The following is a 19,451-nucleotide window of genomic DNA, read 5'->3' as shown; positions in this document are numbered from 1 at the left end:
CTGTATGTCCCTTTTCAGAGTTCTGACACTGTTTTTACTGACCGGTATCTGTTATCGGGCTTATTCTCAGGACCAAAGAATGATTTCGGGTCAAGTTTTGGATGTTAGTACTTCTGGGCCACTCATCGGTGCAAGCGTGTATTGGGAAGGGAAGAGTAATGAAGGAGTCATCACGGATTTGGAGGGGAAGTTTGAATTAACACTGGTTTCCCTTCCTAGTAAATTGGTGATTTCTTATGTCGGTTTCGCACCTTCGGTCCGGGTAATCAATCCCAAAGACGTGGAAAAGCTCATTCGTTTTTTTCTAAAACCCGAAGAAATGTCTCTGGATGAGATCATCATTCAGGAGCGAAGACCGGACGAGCAACTGAAAAACATGGAGATGGGTAAGGCCACTGTCCCGATAGAAACGATAAAAAACATACCCGCACTATTCGGTGAGGTGGATTTGCTGCGAAGCCTTCAGCTCCTCCCCGGAGTCCAGACTGCAGGTGAGGGGACCACAGGGCTATTTGTCAGAGGGGGATCGGCTGATCAAAACCTGGTTCAATTGGATGGTGCTCCGGTCTTTAATCCCTCCCATTTTTTTGGAATATTTTCGGTTTTTAACCCTGACGGACTGAAAAGTGTCGATCTATATAAAGGAAATATGCCCGCTTCCTTTGGTGGACGAGCTGCTTCTTTGATCGATGTCTCTTTGCGGGAAGGAAATAATCAGCAAATCCGGGGCGAGGGGGGAATAGGGAGTATTTCTTCCAGATTGACGGTAGATGGACCGCTTTTTGGTAAAAATTCTAGCTTTATCCTCAGCGGAAGACGTACTTACGCAGACCTTTTTCTTCGGCTGGCATCCGATGAAAATATCAGAAACAACAAACTTAGTTTCCATGATTTGAGTGGGAAGTTGTCCTTTATTTTGGGAGAAAAAGACAAAATTTCCATTTCCAGTTACCAAGGCAGTGATTTTTTGGGTTTGGATGAAGCTTTTGGTTTAGGGTGGACCAATTGGGTGAGCGCATTGAATTGGAATAGGGTAAGTTCAGAAAAGTTCTTTTTTGATCTTCAAGCCTATCATTCCCGATATAGCTATAGTGTGGAATTTGATGATCCGGAAAACGGATTTGAATGGACCAACCAATTATCTGAATCCGGAATAAAAGCCATTTGGACTGCCTTGCCTAATTCAAGACTCCAGGTGAATTGGGGGCTTCATTCTCAGTATTATCATTTTTCACCGGTCGATCTTGATCCCGCACCGGAAAGTGCGATAGAGCCAATTGCCACCAACCCAAAAAACGGACTTTTGAATAACCTGTTTATCAGTGCCAATTATGAGCTTTCTCCCAAACTGAGTGTGGAGGGGGGATTGAGGTGGGGCCTTTTCAATCAAGTGGGCAAGGGGGTAGATTACCTGTATGAAGCCGGGAAACCCGCGCCGGAGGCCAAAATAATTGATTCCCTGAATTTTGGCAGATTTGAAAATATGCAATTCTATCAGGGACTGGAGCCCCGCCTTGCTTTTCGCTACCGAATCACGGACTATTTCACAGTCAAAACAGCCTACAACCGAAATTTCCAATACATTCAAATTGCCTCAAACAGCTCTGCTGGATTGCCGATTGACCGATGGATATTGTCTGGGAGGTATATTGAACCCGTAAAAAGTGATCAGATCTCCCTTGGCCTGTTTCATAATATTAACCAAAATCGTTGGGAGCTATCCGTCGAAGGATATTATAAAAAGCTGGAAAATGTCATCGATTTGCGGAATGGTGCGCAGGTTCTATTTACCGACAAAGTGGAAATGGAATTGTTGTCAGGCGAAGGATGGGCCTATGGAACGGAGTTTTTGCTTCGAAAAAACATCGGCAAAACTACCGGATGGCTGGCTTATACCTGGTCCCGAACTTGGAGAAAGATAGAAGGAGTAAGTCAAAACCTGGCATACAATCCGCGGTTTGACCGGCCAAATGATGTGACTTTGGTGTTGAATCATGAGTTTTCGCCAAGTTGGTCTGCTGGGTTGGTTTTTGTGTACACGACCGGTCAGGCGGTATCCTATCCTATCGGATCCTATAGAGTAGATAATCAGTCAGTCCCGCTGTATTCTGAATTGCGAAACTTGGATCGGTTTCCGGATTACCATCGGGTGGATGCCTCAGTTACTTGGAAAAATGCCGATAAAGGGCGGAAGTGGCGGGGCAGTTGGAACTTCAGTATTTATAATCTTTATGGTCGAAAAAATCCTTTTGCGTATGAATTCAGGCAGATTTATAATAATGACATCAATTTCAATCCAAATACAGACGGTGAAATCATTTCATCCCGACCTGGAGTGGTGATGACTTACCTATTTACCTTTCTGCCATCCATTACCTATAATTTCCAATTCTGATGAACTCGAATAAGCTGCAGGCACCGTATAGCAAAATGAATAGTTGCAAATCGAGATTTATCCCCTTGGCATTAGGAATAACTTTCAAAAAAAATATACATCCATGAAAAGGCTAACGGGAATAGTTATCGCTGTTTTGTTTTGGTCATGTCAGGAGGAAGTGATTTTGGACCTAGGAGCCAAATCAGAGTTGGTTCCTACAATTGAAGCCTATTGGACAGATCAGGGGATCTTTAATGAGGTGAAAATGACCCTTTCCAAGGATTATTATGACTCTACTAAAGTGGAGGTGATTTCGGATGCTGAAGTTTTTGTAACTATCCCCGGAACTGAAAAAGTGATACCCTTTGTATTCCTTGGCGGTTCCAAATCTTACAGACCACGGAATCCTTTGGAAAGGGCCGTTGTGGGTGAAACTTATCAGCTGCATATAAGATGGAGAGAAAACATTTACCGGGCCGAAGGAGTGATGCTCGAACCTCCAAAAGTTGACAGTGTTACCTGGAGGTTTGAAGAAAAGCGACCTTTCCGGGATGAGGGATTTTACGTCAAAGTATTCGGGAAAATTCCATTTAAGGAAAACAATAATTATAGGATCCGGGTCATAGAGAACGATACGCTTAAAAATCAGCGGGGGGATTATTTGCTTTTTGATGATACGTTTGGATTGGGTTTTTTTGAAAAAGGGCTGGAATTGGGCTATACTTTCCAAGAAAATGACCGGGTCAGATTGGAGCTTTTTAGGCTTAACAGGGATGCCTTTGACTACCTGAATCAACTGGTCAATCTCTTATTCAATGATGGTGGACTTTTTAGCCCTCCTCCTCAAAACCCCAAAACCAATATCCGAGTGGTGGCAGGAAGGCCTGAAGTTTTGGGTTATTTCGTAGTTTCCCCAGTTTTGACCAGAACAATTCTGATTCAGGCGAAATACGATTAAGAATGGAAGACAGAAGACCGGAGACCGGAGATAATAATTGCCTAATATGTGCGCACTGATGCACGTGAATTAGATTTGGGGTATTTCCTATGCAACACGTCCACAGACGACTGTCAACAGTCCACAGCACATTCAATTAGAACTGAATCCTGCCATTATTTGGGTATGTGCATCTTACTGAATACACATATTGTCTGAAGTTCAAACCTCAGGTTGGAAATAATTCCTGGAAAAAAAAAATAAAAAATACTTCCTTCAAATTCGTTTAGTAAATTCTTTTCATCGCAATATTGCAATGTAATTATGGGAATCACTAAAACAAATCTGTTCACAGCTGAACAAAATGAGTTGGCTCTTATAGCCAAAGCCTTTGCTCACCCGGCTAGAATCGCCATTCTGCAGTATTTGGCCAAAACCAAAAGCTGCATCAACGGTACTTTGGTACAGGAACTTGGGCTCGCTCAGGCGACAATTTCCCAGCATCTGCGGGAACTGAAGGAAATAGGTTTGATCAAAGGTTCAATTGAAGGAGTTTCGATCAGCTATTGCATCAATTCTGAAAAGTGGGAGCTGGTACAGGGCCTTTTCAACGGACTGTTTGATCAGTTGAATAATTCCTGTGAATCCAATAATTGCTGCTAAAAAAATTTGAATTCATCCATCGTAATATTGCAATAAACTAAGTATCATGAAACTCTCAGAAATCAAATCCCGGCTTCCTCAATTGAGTCATTTGACATTCCTTCTTCCGAATGGCACCCCTGTTCCAGCTCATTTTCACATTACAGAAGTAGGACAGGTCAATAAGCGGTTTATTGACTGCGGAGGAACTCTGCGGGACGAAAAAACTGTCAATTTCCAGCTTTGGGAAGACGGAGACTACGATCATCGGTTGGGCGCAAAAAAGTTACTCGACATTATTCAGCTTTCTGAGCGTGTGCTAGGTTTGGAAGATTTGGAAGTAGAGGTGGAATACCAAGGGGACACTATTGGTAAATACGGTCTGGAATTTAACGGAGGAGTTTTTACCCTAACCAATAAAATGACAGACTGCCTTGCCAAAGACAAGTGTGGTATTCCTGCCCAAAAACCGAAAGTTAGATTATCGATTCTTTCTGCTTCAGAATCTTCTTGTGCACCCGGTTCAGGTTGCTGTTAAAAATCCCATAGGTTATTTATGAAAAACTCTTTTTATCCGGCCCTGGTGGAAACTATTTCCTTCTTGCCGATTTCTCAAATCCCTGTGGAGCGAATGCCTGTAATCGAGTCCATGGTGGATTATATTTTAGGTAAAATCAATGCAAAGGAAGCGGTCCGATTAAATTTTATCTGTACCCACAACAGTCGCAGGAGCCAGTTTTCTCAGATTTGGGCTCAAACAGCCGCGGATTATCATGGAATAGAAGCATTCTGCTACTCCGGTGGGGTAGAGGTGACCGCATTCAATGAGCGTGCAGTGGAAGCAATCCGGCGCGACGGATTCAAGTTAGTTCAAAAGGGAGAGGCTAATCCCGTTTATTTTGTTTTTCATGGAGAGGAATCCGAACCCATCGTCACTTTTTCAAAAGTCTATGATGATCCGATCAATCCGACCACGGGTTTTGCAGCAGTGATGACCTGTGATCATGCGGATGAGAATTGTCCATTTATTCCGGGAACAGAGAAACGTATTCCATTGCGTTTTGAAGACCCCAAGGCATTTGACGGGACAGATCTGGAGGAGAAAATGTACACAGAACGTTCCCATCAGATAGGAGCGGAGCTGTTTTTGATCTTCCAAAAAGTGAAGGAAAGGCTATGACAGTTGCTAAAAAGAAACTGGGATTTCTGGACCAATACCTGACGCTTTGGATTTTTTTGGCCATGGCTATTGGAGTTGGGTTGGGATATTTTTTTCCACAGTCCAGCAATGTAATCGATTCGATGAGTTCGGGAACGACCAATATTCCCATCGCGATTGGTTTGATTCTGATGATGTATCCGCCTTTGGCAAAAGTGGATTATAGACTGCTTCCGAAGGTCTTCAAAAATGTCAAAATTTTGAGCATTTCTCTGATCCTAAACTGGATTGTCGGGCCGATTCTAATGTTCGTTCTGGCGATTACGTTCCTGAGTGATTATCCGGAATATATGGTTGGGTTGATCCTGATCGGCTTGGCCAGATGCATTGCGATGGTTTTGGTATGGAATGATCTGGCTGAGGGAAGTTCGGAATACGGTGCTGGACTGGTAGCACTCAACAGCATCTTCCAGGTTTTTGGCTACAGCTTTTATGCTTGGCTGTTCATTACGGTACTGCCTCCTTATTTCGGATTTGAAGGGGCTATTGTGGATATTTCGATTGGGGTTATTGCCGAAAGTGTGGCGATTTACCTTGGGATTCCATTTCTCGCGGGATTGCTGAGTCGACTGATTTTACCAAAGTTGAAAAGTGAAGAGTGGTATACAAGTGTCTTTTTGCCTAAAATCGGCCCAATTACGCTGATTGCTTTGCTATTCACGATTCTGGTTATGTTTTCCCTAAAAGGAGAGTTGATCGTGACGATTCCCATGGATGTAGTCAGGATAGCTATTCCACTAGTGATTTATTTTCTGATCATGTTTGTCCTGGGATTCTTTTTTAGCAAAGCCATGGGAGCCCCTTATGATCAAAATGCGGCGGTTTCCTTTACTGCTGCCGGAAACAACTTCGAGTTGGCGATAGCTGTGGCGATTGCGGTATTTGGATTGAGTTCGGGACAGGCTTTTGCGGGAGTGATCGGTCCTTTGGTAGAGGTTCCGGCTTTGATCTTGTTGGTCAGAGTGGCATACAGCTGGAAAAAAAAGTACTATCCCAAAGGCGCATAGGAATTTGTTTTAAGATCAGATCAAGCTCTTTTGCTGAGAATGGGGCTTGGTCTGATTTGTCATTTTAGGCTGTAATGCCATCCAAGGCTTTTTAGATCTGTGAAGGAAGTCTGATTTTTTTAAAAAAAATTCAGGTAAAATCCTGCTCAAAACGCTTCAAATTGAAATTGTAAAACCTGAGTCGTAGAAATACGAAAAAAGCGTAGGAAAATATATTTCTCTTTTTTACCTTTCAATTATGGAAGAACTTAACCAAAACGAAGAACAGATCATGTCAATCTTCTGGAATCAGGGAGAATTGTTGATCAGAGATGTGTTGGATCAATTGCCTGATCCAAAGCCACCCTACACCACCTTAGCGTCTACGATTAAAAACATCGAACGAAAAGGTTATCTCACCCATCGGATGTACGGTACGGTAAATATTTACAAGCCAGCTGTCAATCAGGAAGATTACAGCAAAAAGAGCTTTAACAGATTGGTGACGCACTTTTTTGGTGGGTCAGTTGGTAATTTCCTGTCATTCATGGTCAAGGAAAAAAGCATTTCCGAAAAGGAAGTGAAAGAACTGAAGAAAATGATTGACAACATGGATAACACCAAGAAGTAATGAACGCGCTATTGATTTATCTGGTAGAAGTTTCCATTTGTCTGGGAATTTCCTTGGTAATCTATAGGGTGTTGCTGAGTGGATTGACCTTTTTCTCCTGGAATAGGTCAATCCTTCTTGGCCTTCTGATCCTGTCAGGGTTTATCCCTTTGCTTAGACTTGAGTTTTTTGATCTGGGGCCAGAAATTACAGAAATGACTTTGCCGGTCTTTCAGGTGGGAGATCAGGTCGCTGAAGTCGGGAGCCGCTGGTTTTCCTGGAGTCAACTATTGATTGGTGTTTATTTGGTAGGAGTAGTTTTTACGGCTGCCAGATTGATTTTTGGCTTTATGGTGTCCCAAAGACAAATCGGAAATGCCAAAAAAATCTACTACAACAAGCATTACATCGCAATCCATCCTGAGTTTGTACCCGCCTCATTTTTCGATTACATTCTGATGCCGGATTTTGATCCGGAGAACACTGAGCAAAAACAGATCATCCTCCATGAATCCATGCATGTCAGACTACGTCACAGCTGGGATTTGTTGTTGGTGAACTTCGCCAAAGTGTTCTTTTGGTTCAACCCGCTGATTTACCTTTTCGAGAATTCGCTTCGTGAGGTGCATGAATATCAGGCGGATCAGGGTGTTACATTTTCTTATGGTCCAAAAGAGTACGCGACTTTACTCCTGAAATTAATCACAGCCAAGCCGGGCTGGCAGTTTATGAATAATTTCAATCAGTTTCAGACCAAGAAGCGGATCATAATGTTGGGAAAATCTCAATCTGCGCATTGGCAAAAACTTCGCTTTCTGACGCTTATACCTGTTATAGGCTTGCTGGTGTTGGTATTTTCCTGCGAAAGGCAAGACTTGGAACCTCAGCTCTCTACATTGATTGATTTCGATCAAGTGATAGAAGTTCCGGATGATGTTCAAAATCTGGAGGAATTGTCATTAGAAAATCCAGTTTATAAACCTTTAGTTGCTGATCAAATATTTGACGTAGTGGAGCAGCAGCCCAATCCTCCGGGGGGTATGAGCGGATGGAATCAGTATTTGGCTAAAAATCTTCAATATCCCTTTCAGGCTAGAAGAATGGGGATTGAGGGGACAGTAATCGTCGTATTTGTGATCAAAACTGATGGGTCTATCCATGATGTGGAAATTCTTCGGGGTATTGGAGGAGGGGCAGACGAAGAGGCAATGCGTGTTGTCCAAAATGCTCCTAGATGGGAGCCTGGAAGGCAAAGAGGGAAGCTAGTAAATACCCGAATGAGATTACCGATTCGGTTTAAATTGGCCTCCTCGACTAATTCGGCAAGTGAGACAGCAAAATTAACAGAGAAGAACATTCCGACTCAAGTAGTCCAATTGCAGGAAATTCAAGTGACCGCTTATCTTGATCAATTTCTTCCCTATAAACAGCTGATGGAATCTGAATTCATTGGCAAACTCCCAACCGATTTTTGAAAATGTGCAAGAAAGACCTAAAATAAATAATGAAAATAAAAAAATAAATAAATAGTTGTTCTCTGATTAAACCTATTGATTGCTTAAAAAAACTTTTCAGCAATCACTGAAAACTAACTTTAAACTAAACCAAAATTCCAATGAAAGCTTTACTGTCAATTAGATTATCATATTTCTGTTTGTTGCTTTTTGGCTCTATGGCGATTTTTTCGGATTCTTTTGCCCAAAAAATCAGTGAAGGAATCAAAATTAAGGGAAGCGTAGTAGATCAGGATGACAAAATCGTAAGAGGCGCTTCAATTTTAATTAAAGGCACTACTTCGGGTACTGTCACCAACATGGATGGAAATTTTTGGCTAACGGTTCCTTCATCCGACGCTGTACTTGTGGTGACTTTCATCGATTTGGAAACCAAAGAGATTTTGGTTTCTGATAAGACTGAATTTAAAATCACTTTAAAACCCGAAGTAAAATTCCAACTTTCAGAGGCGGGCTTTATGGTTCATGACAAGGTAGACCAATTGCCAACACCCTCCGAAGGAATTGAAGAATGGAATCGCTACCTATCAAAAAATATCAAATATCCACAAACTGCCAGAGAAGCTAATACCCAAGGTACTGTTATTGTCGGTTTTAAGATAAAAGAGGATGGGACAGTAGCAAATGTAGAAATCATAAGAGGAATTGGCGGGGGCTGTGATCAGGAGGCTGTCAGAATCATAGCTGAAGGACCAGATTGGGAGCCAGCAATAAAAGGTGGTCAAGCCGTTACCACTCAATTAAGTCTACCGATTCGGTTTGTCATAGCGGTAGATCCTGGAGTCTCCTCACCAAAGCAGCAAAACGAGAAAGCAATTGCGGATAGGTTTGGGAAGCATGTAACAGTGGTTGGTTATCAAGCCAAATAACTCCAAGCCCAGTCTAAAAATCAATTTAATTTATAAACTCTTAGTTCTTTTGGAATATATCCAAAAGCCTGGAATGTCTTTTCAAATTTTAACCAATAAATAACACAATTATGAAAATCAATGAATTGAAAATCAACAGAATGGTATGGATTCCGGCAATATGCCTGATCATCCTGTCGGTATCTTGCGACATTGCTACAGAGCCGGAAATCGAAGGACCCACCCAAGTTGAAGCCAAACAAAGTATCGGACCATCCAATATTCTGGCAAGGGTGAATAACGTCGCAAAAGACGGAAACGAAATCTTTGACGTAACGGAAGTTCAGCCCATTCCTCCCGGAGGCATGGCCGGTTGGAATGATTATCTAAAAGCGAACGTCACTTATCCTGCCGAGGCTAAAAGCATGGGCATTGAAGGAACGGTGATCGTTGTGTTTGTCGTCAATTCCGATGGATCTGTTTCCAATCCCGAAATCCTCAGAGGAATTGGAGGTGGTGCGGATGAAGAAGCACTTCGTGTCGTCCAAAACTCTCCCAAGTGGGAGCCTGCAATGCAAAAAGATCGGATAGTCAATTGCCGAATGCGACTGCCTATCCGATTCAAACTGAGCTAAATCACTTGCTGTTTATTTGAATTCTAAACCAAATTACTCACCAATACATCAAATCGTTATGAAGATTAAAATTCTGTTTTCGCTTATTACCTTGCTGTTTTTTGGATTTATTTCCAAGCTTGAAGCGCAAGTCACGATGTCCAAAATTGAAGGGGTTTATCAGGTAGTTCCGGATATGCCAGTTCCCCCCGGCGGAAGTATGGAGTCTTTTATCAAATACTTCCAGGAAAATATGAAGTATCCTGCCTTGGCTAAAGAGAAAGGCATTGAAGGCATGGTAGCAGTTTCGTTTATTGTACGGGAGGACGGCAGTGTGGATGAAGTTGCCATTCTCAGAGGAATCGGGGGAGGATGTGATGAAGAAGCCCACCGAATGGTCAGGGAAAGTGGGAAATGGACTCCGGGAAAGTTGGATGGTAAACCTGTTGCTGTGCAGATGAGATTGCCTGTTCAATTCAAACTTTAGGCAAGCCTTTAAGATCAATGAAGCCTCAAAGCGATTCGTTTTGAGGTTTTTTTATTCTCTTTATAATTCTATCTGTTAGTTGAATCCAATTAAAGTGCAAGATTGAGTGTATAAATAAAATTTAAGGTGAGGAATTCTATTGTTTTAAAGAAAAAAAAGCCGCTGAACTTCCGCTCAACGGCTTATTTAAATTTTATATCCCGAAATCCGAAATCCCAATTCCGAAATCGTTTCAATCCATATTATCCCCATGGAAAATTGCATTTAGGAACAGTTTATTCGTTCCAAACCAAGTTCCCCGGAAATTTGGACTGTCAAAGAAATGAACCACTCTGCCTTGGCCCACTGAAGAGATAATGACCCCTGCACTTAGCTTCAGCTTTTCCAGATTGGTTTTGGAGATGTATCCGCCCAAATGCGGGTTGGCAGTATATTTTACCGGAGTCAGGTACTTGTCAGCAGATGGCTTGATAAAGATATCCGTATTGCGATAGACTGGAAGATTTTTGCGATGATAGCCATAGGCAATCGGGTGAGTCAAATCCAGTTCGGCCAAATAAATACTTCCACCGACTTCTTTGGCACCTTCGAAATCATTTCGGGTATTGAATGGAAGCGAATCCGGATCCTTGGGTTCATCCTTCAATTCCACAGCTACTTCTTTCGTGATGCCTTTTTGGTTTAGCCAAAGTGAGGCGTTTTTCAAGGAAATGACCGTCCCTCCCCGGTTAATCCAGTCTTTCAGGTGATTGACCTGTGACTCGGAAAGTGAATTGTAATTGCCAGAAGGCAGGATCAGGGTATTGTATTCGTGGAGATTTACCCGTCCAAATTGCTCCATATTTACTTTGGTAATCGGCATACCCAAGTGCTGATCCATTAGATTCCAGATTTCACCTGCCTCAAGAGAATTGATTCCTGTACCCACAGGCATCAGAACTTTTGGTGCCTGAATGGCAGAAACAGAATTCGATCCCAAATCGATTCCAGTCACGTTCAAACCCGTCTGAACGGCATAGATTTTTTGTCCGTTTTTAGCAGCCAGTTCTTTCAATTTTGTAGCAAGCTCCTCTGCTTTCAGTTTTTGGAAACCCATGGGAATCATCAGGGTACCTGAAGAGAAACTTACTACTCCGTCCTGAGTTTGGGAGGAAAAAGGGCGATGCACCGACTCCACATGAATTCCCGCTTTCTGCATTTCAAAAAGCATTTTTGGGGCATAGAAGTCAGACCAGTCGATCAGGTAAGCGTAAGCTTTTCCCTCAGGAAAAGTGAAATTCGGGATTGAAACTGCTTTGATCTCTGAACCTGATTTTGCACCTGTGGCTGCCGAAAATGGCATCCCATAAGCTGCTGCCATGGTCCAAGCCGAAGCATCATAAAATACCGAGTCGGCAAACTTTTTTTCATATTCAAACATGGTTCGTACCATGCGGTACTGAGGCTGATTAGTCGGTACAACCCAGGATTTACCTTTTTTGAACGCTTGACCGGAAACAGTCACATCTGCTGAGTTTTCATAGACTTTGATCTTGTGATCCAGCAAAAACTTGGTGAAAAGCCGGTTTCTGCTTTCATCAAATTCATCTCCGAAAACATAGCTTTTAGCAGCATCTTTTCCTCCTTCGGCGACTGCAGTTTCAAAGAATTCACGCAAGTAGTCGTGCATATACACCCGATTATCCAAAGCCGCTTCCATGGTTGCCAAGGAGTTAACCACGTGATTTCTGATGGTAAAGGCAAAGGTAATGTCACCCCGTTGACTGTTTTGGACATGACCTCTCGAACTTGCCGTCTCAAATACCAATCCCAATCCTCCATGAATGTCGGGATAGGTTGATCCGTAGCCAGGATAGCTGTTGTCAAAGACCTCTTTGGTCCAGTATAAGGCTCCGATCTGATCCATGTATTTGGCAAAATACTTGGCAAAGCGCGGATTGAGGTCGTCGTAATTCTTTCTGGGTACTACAGGGTTTTCAGAACCAAAAGGCTTGGTTGGCTCAAAGAAAAAAGTGCTGTTGGTGCCCATTTCATGGAAGTCCGTAGTGACATTGGGATACCACTGATGATACCAATCTACTTTTACGCGTGATTCAGGATGCGCAAGTGGCAACCAATCCCGGTTGAGGTCAAACCAGTAGTGGTTGGTTCTGCCGCCCGGCCAAGCTTCATTGTGTTCTCTGTCCAAAGGACTTGCCACAGGAGGGAAGCCTTTGTTGGAATTGGCCCAAAGACTGTGGCGGTCTCGACCGTCAGGATTTAAAGTGGGATCGATGTGCAGGACCATATTTTCCCGAAGATTTTTGGCCAGATCAGATTGGGAAGCCAAAAACCAATAGGCTGTCAGCATCGCAGCCTCTGCCGAAGAAGGTTCATTTCCATGGACACCATAGCCTAAATGAACGATGGAGGGCATGGCATTCACATCAGGTTTGGGCTGGCTAGGATCTGCGAGTTGGATTTGCTTCAACCTGATTTGTTCCAGATTTCCCATGTTTACAGCCGAAGCAATGGTCAGAATGACTTTGGGGCGATGCTCATGAGTATAGCCTATAGTCTGAAGTAGGGCGAGAGGGCTGAGTTGATCCAGCTTTTCGAAATACTTCACTATCAGGTCATAGCGGGTATGCCAGTCGCCCACAGGGTAGCCCAGAAACTGGGAAGGTGAGGGGATGGCAGGATCAAATTTTTCCCCGGGAAAATAATACTCCTCCTGAGCGAAGGCGAGTTGACCGAGAAAAAGGGTGAAAATCAGTGAGAGAACGGTTTTTTGCATGGTGGCTAATTTTCTGAAAAGTAAAAAATGAATCGGGCTTTTCCAGCAAAAATCCATCAACGGCTTTCCGATTCACGGCTTTTTTCCTGTAATTTATCGGGATAACATTCATTACCTAAAATAATCTATTGTATGACTAAGCAACTACATGCTTTCGCTTTACTCGCTATGGGGCTTTCTGTAAGTTCTTTATCCCTGGCACAGGAGCATACCCCGCCAAAGTTACCACCTCAGGCCACAGAATTTTACACGCCTGTTCCTCCGAAAATCACTCCCGGTGCCAACAACACCGCACCACCATCTGATGCGATTGTCCTGTTTGACGGTTCAAATCTGAATGGTTTTGTAAGTGCAAAAGACGGTTCAAGTCCTGCACAGTGGACCGTCGAAAAGGGAGAACTGGTCGTGGCCAAAGGAAAAGGAGACATTCAGTCCAAGCTTGCTTTCGGTGATGCCCAATATCACATTGAATGGTCCGCACCTACTGAGATTGTAGGTGAAGGTCAGGGCCGTGGAAATTCCGGGTTTTTCCTGATGGGAATGTATGAAGTTCAGATATTGGACTCCTACGAAAGTAAAACCTACACCAACGGACAGGCTGGAAGTATCTACAAGCAACATCCTCCTTTGGTGAATCCGCTGCGGGCACCGGGCGAGTGGAACTACTATGACATAATCTTCAAAGCTCCTCGCTTTGACAAAAATGGAATGGTGACTTCCCCTGCTACTGTCACTGTGTTGATCAACGGAGTATTGGTTCAAAACAATGTGATCCTCCGAGGCCCAACCGAGTATATTGGAATTCCGAATTATATGGCTCATGCAGATGCATTGCCAATCAAATTGCAGGATCACGGCAATCCGGTACGATTCAGAAATATTTGGGTCAGACCACTTTGATTTTGTGCAGTCCATAGTTGATAGACCATGGTCCATGGACTACCAGACTATGGACTAATAAATAACTCTCAACCCAATAACTAAATAACCAAATGACTTCAAGAAGACGATTTATACAAAACACAATGCTGCTGGGAGCTGGATTGAGCATGCCCTCAATCCTGACCGCTGCAGATTTCGGAAAATTTACCCGAACCATTGGGCCCAATGACCAAATCAATTATGGCCTCATTGGCTGTAAAGGAATGGGCTGGTCCAACATGAATGCGAATCTTAAAATCCCTCAAGTCAACTGTGTGGCTCTTTGTGATGTGGATCAAAGTGTACTCGATCAGCGCTCAGAGGATGTTTTCAAATTGCGGGGTACCCGTCCCAAGCAATACAAGGACTACCGAAAAATGCTGGAAGACAAGGATATCGACGTGGTGATTGTAGGAACTCCAGACCACTGGCATTGCCTGAATATGGTGGATGCGGTGTCTGCAGGAAAGCATGTTTATGTCGAGAAGCCGATAGCAAATACTATTGAAGAGTGCCAAATCATGGTGAAAGCCCAGGAACGCTACGGCAAAATCGTCCAAGTAGGACAGTGGCAGCGTTCAGGTTCCCAGTATGACGAAGCTATCCAATATGTAAAATCGGGAAAACTCGGTCAGATTCGTCTGGTAAAATGCTGGGCATATCAGGGTTGGATGAAGCCCGTGCCGGTAGTTCCTAACGGCCCTGCACCAGCTGGAGTCGATTATGACATGTGGCTCGGGCCAGCACCCAAAAGGGAATTCAATGCTAACCGCTTTCATTTCAACTTCCGCTGGTTTTGGGACTATGCAGGTGGACTGATGACAGATTGGGGCGTTCATGAAATTGACATTGCACTGTATGCAATGGGAGTCAGTGCACCTAAGTCAGTGATGGCCTCCGGCGGGAAATTTGCCTATCCGGATGACGCGTCCGAAACTCCTGATACGCTACAGACGGTGTATGAATACGAAGGATTCAATATGTTGTGGGAACATGCCACCGGTATCGATGGTGGCAACTACGGCACCACGGAAGGAATAGCCTTTATCGGCAACAATGCAACTTTGGTCGTAAACCGGGGAGGCTGGAAAGTGATTCCCGAAACTGAAAATGTGGATGGTCAACGTAAAAACAAGATTGAGGAGGTGCCACATACTCGACCTCAGGGTCCATCCGCGCTTGATCTTCACACTGTGAACTTTGTGGAAGCGATGACTGCCAATGATCCCAAACTGCTAAAGTGCGCGATTCAAACCGGTTCGGTTGCTGCGATCAATGCCCAAATGGGTAATATTGCTTACAAGACTGGCAAGAAGATCCATTGGGATGCTGGAAAAAACATGTTTACCGATTCAGAAGCCAATCAGCTGATGAAGGCTAATTATCACAATGGCTGGAAAGTGCCGAAAGTATAGCGTCATTGCGATCCCGATTTTTCATCTGGAGAAGCAATCTTTTTGCAGATACGAAATTTGAAGTACGAAATACGAGCCCTCTGAAGATGTTTGGAGGGCTTTTTCGTGATTGAGAGGAAGAAACGTCATTGCGAGCGACGAAGGAGCGAAGCAATCTTTCTGGATAAGTACGAAATACGAAATACGGGGCTTTGGCAACGTTGAGCGATAGTTGTAATATTTGAAGCCCTCTGAAGAAATTACGATTTTTCCTGCACAAAAAAATCACAATCAAAATTGGTCATTCAGACTTTTTTCAGGCATGATGCCCAAGGTGATTTCAAAGGAACCGGGCTCAAGAGAAATCGCATCAATTCTAAAATCCTTCGTTGCCAGTCTCTCTTTCTCCGGAAGGAAGGAAAAGGGATGAATATCAAAATACTTTTCCCTTTTGTCCCAAATTATTCCTTCAAGCTCAAAATTCACAAACATATTTACGATTAGATTTTTGAAAAAACCCAACTTGTATTGAATCCGGATAGATCGGGAAGTAAAGGCTATGATTTCACAGGGGATTTTTGCTTTCGGATGATGGATTGTAAACTCATTGGTATCGGTGAAATCAAGCTGAATATTTTCGTCTCCGTATGATTTCGACAAAAATTGAAGTTCGGATTCTGTGAATTTAATGTCCATAGTTATGATAATTAAAAATGTCGGAAAGTCCTTTATTTGATTACTGAATCCGGCATACAATTACCTAACGGGAACAATAGTATCCGGTTATTAATGATTTTTAAATAGAAGGTTTCAGGTTAGTCAAAGGCAGTGTAAATTGATGTTTGTTTTAAGCCACGAAGAACACCAAGGCACGCAAAGGTTCAGTGCCACATGCAAGGAGCTAAGGTTATTTAAGCGCATCGATAATTTCATAACCGAACCTTATAATGGTCTAATTTCTCAATAAACTAGTGTGTTGTTGGTGAGCGAAGTCGAACCAAAACCCGTGGTAAAAACGATAACCAATAGCTCCACCGACGCCTTTGTATTTCGAGCCATCGCTCTTGTCATTATCCTCATAGATCACTCACCCTTACAACTCCTCATCGATTCCAACAATACACCTTTTACTTCAGCATATTTTTATAAATCACTCCATCCTTCATGACCATCATGATGTTTTTTTCCGGTTCGGTGATCAATTCCAGATTTTGGATCAAATTTCCATCCACCAAAATCAAATCTGCCAAAGCTCCTTCTGCTATCACTCCCAATTTGCCGGAATAAGGACTTCTTTTGCCCGAAAGTTCAAGCAGTTGGGCATTGTTTACAGTGGCCATTTGGAGGATTTGAAAGTTGCTAAACCAACGCTTCATTTTCACAAGTTGAAGCCCAGGCTGTGCAGCCTTTTGGGCATCAAACAGCACATCGGTGCCATAGGCTATTTTCATGTTGTACTTTTTGGCCAACTCAAAGGCTGTATCCGTTCCCTGATACATTTCCAGTTGCTTTGCACGACTTTCAGGACTTAAGACTCCTTTATCCCCTTCATCTACAAAAGGCTGCAAACTCCAGATCACGTCTTTTTCTACCATCATTTTCACCGTCTCCTCATCGATCAGCTGTCCGTGATCGATGCATTTGACTCCGGCACGGATCGCCTGCTGAATCGCTCTGGGCGTATAGGCATGGACGGTGACGTAGGTGCCCCAATTTTCCGCAGCTTCCACCGCGGCCCTGATCTCGGCTTCGGTGTACTGGGTTACATCTAGGGGGTCATAAATAGAGGAAACACCACCCCCCGCCATCAGCTTGATTTGGCTGGCCCCGAGCATCAATTGCTCCCGGGCACGAAGTCTGACCGCATCCGGGCTATCGGCAATTGCGGCGGCATTGATTCGCTCGGCATAGGTCAAACCGTTGGAGGGATCTGATGGAATTTCATTGGGAAGGCGGAAATCTCCGTGACCACCCGTTTGGGAAATAAAGGCACCTGAAGGCCAGATTCTCGGCCCGGGGATTACTTTGTTGTCGATCGCCTGTTTCAAACCGAAGACCGGCCCACCCAAATCCCGGATGCTGGTAAATCCCTTCATCAACAAGTTTTCGGCATTTTTCCCGGCCACTAAGTTGACAAAACCAATATTTGAGGTCAACAAGGCGATTTGGGAAAGGCTTGAAAACATGGCGTGATAGTGTGCATCAATCAAACCCGGCATTAGAAATTTTCCCTTGCCATCAATGATTTGTACGTTGGCGCTCTTGTTGGTCGGGATTGGAGCGGTGGAAATCTTGGAGATGGTGTTTCCTTCGATCAGAATGTTCCCTAGGATTGTTTTTTCATCTGTTCCATTGAAAATCTCCACATTGTTGATCAAGAGGGTTTTGGTTTGAGCGAACAGGTTTTGAGAAAGAGCGACCAAAACCAGCGTAAGAATCCAGAGGGATGGTTTAAAAGTTTTCATAAAAATGGGTTTTTGCTGAGGTTGAATTTTGTTTTATGTGATTATCCGCAATTCTACCAGTTTGCTAAAATTGAAATTGCAAAAAGCGGATAATCGTCGACAGACGACCGTCCACAGTCCACAGCTCGTCTCATCGGACTTCTAGCCTTATTTCCTATGGCTACTGGTAAGAAAGAGGATATAAAGATTCAAAATAATCAAAAATGCCAAAGCGAACTTCACTTAACCAGATTGAAACGTTCACGGATCTTAACGATTTGGAACGAATCGTAGTGGACAAGCGAAATGAAAAACGGGCGGATGCAAAAAAGGGGAGAAGAAATCGGCATTATACCAAATTACTCATCAAGCAACAGTTTAACTTGGAAACTTGGAGAGTAGAGGAGTAAAAGTTGGGAAAATACAGTTTATTGGCTTGTTTCGGTAAATCAAAACTTGTAGCATAGCGGCCAAAAATTTCGTTTTTGACCTAGACTTTTAAAAGTAAAACCACATGAATGAGGCTACCAATAACCGAATCAAAAATCTGCTGATTTTCATTTCTTTCTTGTTTGTAGCTCAAGGCTGCCAGGAATATATTCACGATAGTTTTGATACGTTTCAGGGAAGAATCGTCAACGAGTCAGGCGATACTATAACCAATTTAAGGCTCAATTTCTATTCGGGATCCTCACTGGTTTATTCGGTTACTACCGGGAATCAAGGTGAATTCAAGGTTGTGTTACCCTCCAAAAACCTGAATTATAGTTACAGATTGACCGCTCCTTCACCATTTTTATTTGAGATCAATCAAAATGATTTTACCTACACGGATAGGGATCTTAGACTAGATCCTTCTTCGAGGGATGCAAATGGGGTAATTGATTTGGGAACAGTGATTTTGGTACAGCCATGAAGAAATTAATCTTTCTAATTCCAGTCTTAACTTTCCTGAATCTGAGTATTTGCCATTCCCAAGAAGAGAAGATGTGGAAAAAATTCGACAAGAACATCTTCTTTTCAGATTTCAGTGTGGAGCTTCTTGGGCGGAATTTTAAGCAGGGCAACTTTCTCGGAGATTCATATCAGGTGAATTTGGGGTATCGGATTAATTTTGACTTTGGAGTTTCAGGATATCCGGGTTTGGGGTTTTATGCAAGTGGAAATGGTGCTGAAGTCCTTGAAAATCAATTTTTGGGAGGCTTTTTTAATGAGGCACGATTTCGGGAAGCTGGATTGTTTGTGTTTTATGATCTTCCTGTTGGAAATCGATGGGTGATCCGGCCGGAACTGGGTTTTGGGAATTTCAGAGTGATTCATGGATTTTCTCCCTCTCGCTTTATTCTGAATTATTCTCATTTTTTTGGGAAAGCGAATGTCCAGTATCGCTTAGCCAAAATTTCCGAGGATTTCATCTTAAGTGCCACGATTGGAGCGGAATATGGATTATACAATGGCAGAAGTATAGTAATTAACGATCAAGATCGAAATTACATCCGTAGGTCGGCAGGGTATCAAATCTCAACTGGCCTGCTTTTGAGGATTTTTTGAGTTTTTGCCCCATCTAAATACCCTAAAGGGAGTAGAATAGACGTTTGACTGGGTGGAGTTTGAAACTCCGCCCTAATATCTTTTGGAATTTGTAATTCCATTTCCTTCTAAGTTCAACCCCCTCACGGGGT

General features: G+C 43.1%; 19 protein-coding genes. 16 read left to right on the top strand and 3 right to left on the bottom strand.

Annotation, left to right across the window (positions count from 1 at the left end; translation table 11 throughout):
* The first annotated feature begins 4 nt into the window (after positions 1-4).
* From BLQ81_RS16920 to BLQ81_RS16870, 11 genes are all read left to right on the top strand, one after another.
* Positions 5-2,395, top strand: coding sequence for a TonB-dependent receptor (locus tag BLQ81_RS16920; protein WP_245693293.1), 2,391 nt, complete (start codon positions 5-7; stop codon positions 2,393-2,395).
* Between the two features lie 103 nt (positions 2,396-2,498).
* Positions 2,499-3,335, top strand: coding sequence for a DUF4249 family protein (locus BLQ81_RS16915; protein WP_092732508.1), 837 nt, complete (start codon positions 2,499-2,501; stop codon positions 3,333-3,335).
* Between the two features lie 303 nt (positions 3,336-3,638).
* On the top strand, positions 3,639-3,977 hold the full coding sequence (locus BLQ81_RS16910) for an ArsR/SmtB family transcription factor (RefSeq protein ID WP_092732505.1): 339 nt from the start codon (positions 3,639-3,641) through the stop codon (positions 3,975-3,977).
* Between the two features lie 46 nt (positions 3,978-4,023).
* Positions 4,024-4,494, top strand: a complete 471-nt coding sequence (locus tag BLQ81_RS16905) for a DUF6428 family protein (RefSeq protein ID WP_092732502.1) — start codon at positions 4,024-4,026, stop codon at positions 4,492-4,494.
* Between the two features lie 18 nt (positions 4,495-4,512).
* The gene (locus tag BLQ81_RS16900) at positions 4,513-5,136 is read left to right on the top strand and encodes a low molecular weight phosphatase family protein (protein WP_092732499.1); all 624 of its coding nucleotides are present in this window, start codon (positions 4,513-4,515) and stop codon (positions 5,134-5,136) included.
* Positions 5,133-6,182, top strand: a complete 1,050-nt coding sequence (gene arsB, locus BLQ81_RS16895) for an ACR3 family arsenite efflux transporter (protein WP_092732497.1) — start codon at positions 5,133-5,135, stop codon at positions 6,180-6,182. Before BLQ81_RS16900 ends, arsB begins: the two co-directional genes overlap by 4 nt.
* 238 nt (positions 6,183-6,420) lie before the next feature.
* Positions 6,421-6,792, top strand: a complete 372-nt coding sequence (locus BLQ81_RS16890; protein WP_092732494.1) for a BlaI/MecI/CopY family transcriptional regulator — start codon at positions 6,421-6,423, stop codon at positions 6,790-6,792.
* The gene (locus tag BLQ81_RS16885; RefSeq protein WP_092732491.1) at positions 6,792-8,246 is read left to right on the top strand and encodes a M56 family metallopeptidase; all 1,455 of its coding nucleotides are present in this window, start codon (positions 6,792-6,794) and stop codon (positions 8,244-8,246) included. Before BLQ81_RS16890 ends, BLQ81_RS16885 begins: the two co-directional genes overlap by 1 nt.
* 140 nt (positions 8,247-8,386) lie before the next feature.
* Positions 8,387-9,154, top strand: coding sequence for an energy transducer TonB (locus BLQ81_RS16880; RefSeq protein ID WP_092732488.1), 768 nt, complete (start codon positions 8,387-8,389; stop codon positions 9,152-9,154).
* 110 nt (positions 9,155-9,264) lie between these two features.
* Positions 9,265-9,768: an energy transducer TonB gene (locus BLQ81_RS16875; RefSeq protein ID WP_092732485.1), complete on the top strand. Its 504-nt coding sequence runs from the start codon at positions 9,265-9,267 to the stop codon at positions 9,766-9,768.
* Between the two features lie 58 nt (positions 9,769-9,826).
* Positions 9,827-10,234: an energy transducer TonB gene (locus BLQ81_RS16870; protein ID WP_092732482.1), complete on the top strand. Its 408-nt coding sequence runs from the start codon at positions 9,827-9,829 to the stop codon at positions 10,232-10,234.
* A gap of 232 nt (positions 10,235-10,466) precedes the next feature.
* Here the strand turns inward: BLQ81_RS16870 and BLQ81_RS16865 are convergent, their stop codons facing one another.
* Positions 10,467-13,010 carry a M14 family zinc carboxypeptidase gene (locus tag BLQ81_RS16865; protein ID WP_092732586.1) on the bottom strand — a complete coding sequence of 848 codons (2,544 nt, stop codon included), beginning with the start codon at positions 13,008-13,010 and terminating at the stop codon, positions 10,467-10,469.
* Positions 13,011-13,142: 132 nt separating this feature from the next.
* On the opposite strand from BLQ81_RS16865, the gene BLQ81_RS16860 reads away from it, so the two are divergent.
* Both BLQ81_RS16860 and BLQ81_RS16855 read left to right on the top strand, forming a co-directional pair.
* Positions 13,143-13,910, top strand: coding sequence for a 3-keto-disaccharide hydrolase (locus BLQ81_RS16860; protein WP_175454259.1), 768 nt, complete (start codon positions 13,143-13,145; stop codon positions 13,908-13,910).
* Between the two features lie 92 nt (positions 13,911-14,002).
* Positions 14,003-15,346, top strand: a complete 1,344-nt coding sequence (locus BLQ81_RS16855; RefSeq protein ID WP_092732476.1) for a Gfo/Idh/MocA family protein — start codon at positions 14,003-14,005, stop codon at positions 15,344-15,346.
* Between the two features lie 270 nt (positions 15,347-15,616).
* On the opposite strand, the gene BLQ81_RS16850 is transcribed toward BLQ81_RS16855, so the two are convergent.
* Entirely contained in the window at positions 15,617-16,021 is a 405-nt protein-coding gene (locus BLQ81_RS16850; RefSeq protein WP_092732473.1) for a hypothetical protein, read from the bottom strand.
* 431 nt (positions 16,022-16,452) lie between these two features.
* Positions 16,453-17,790: a metal-dependent hydrolase family protein gene (locus tag BLQ81_RS16845; RefSeq protein ID WP_092732470.1), complete on the bottom strand. Its 1,338-nt coding sequence runs from the start codon at positions 17,788-17,790 to the stop codon at positions 16,453-16,455.
* A gap of 203 nt (positions 17,791-17,993) precedes the next feature.
* Between BLQ81_RS16845 and BLQ81_RS16840 the strand changes: the two genes are divergently transcribed.
* The 3 genes from BLQ81_RS16840 to BLQ81_RS16830 all read left to right on the top strand — a co-directional run bounded on the left by BLQ81_RS16840 (position 17,994) and on the right by BLQ81_RS16830 (position 19,320).
* Entirely contained in the window at positions 17,994-18,179 is a 186-nt protein-coding gene (locus BLQ81_RS16840) for a hypothetical protein (RefSeq protein ID WP_092732467.1), read from the top strand.
* A 104-nt stretch (positions 18,180-18,283) separates the two neighbouring features.
* Positions 18,284-18,685 (top strand): hypothetical protein, encoded by a 402-nt coding sequence (locus BLQ81_RS16835; RefSeq protein WP_092732465.1) that lies wholly within the window; start codon positions 18,284-18,286, stop codon positions 18,683-18,685.
* Entirely contained in the window at positions 18,682-19,320 is a 639-nt protein-coding gene (locus BLQ81_RS16830; protein WP_092732462.1) for a hypothetical protein, read from the top strand. Before BLQ81_RS16835 ends, BLQ81_RS16830 begins: the two co-directional genes overlap by 4 nt.
* The last annotated feature ends 131 nt before the right edge of the window (positions 19,321-19,451 follow it).

This window comes from Algoriphagus alkaliphilus, assembly GCF_900103735.1.
Taxonomy (GTDB): Bacteria; Bacteroidota; Bacteroidia; order Cytophagales; family Cyclobacteriaceae; genus Algoriphagus; species Algoriphagus alkaliphilus.
The sequence above is the reverse complement of the archived record's forward strand: the minus strand, read 5'-3'. Positions and strand labels throughout refer to the sequence as shown.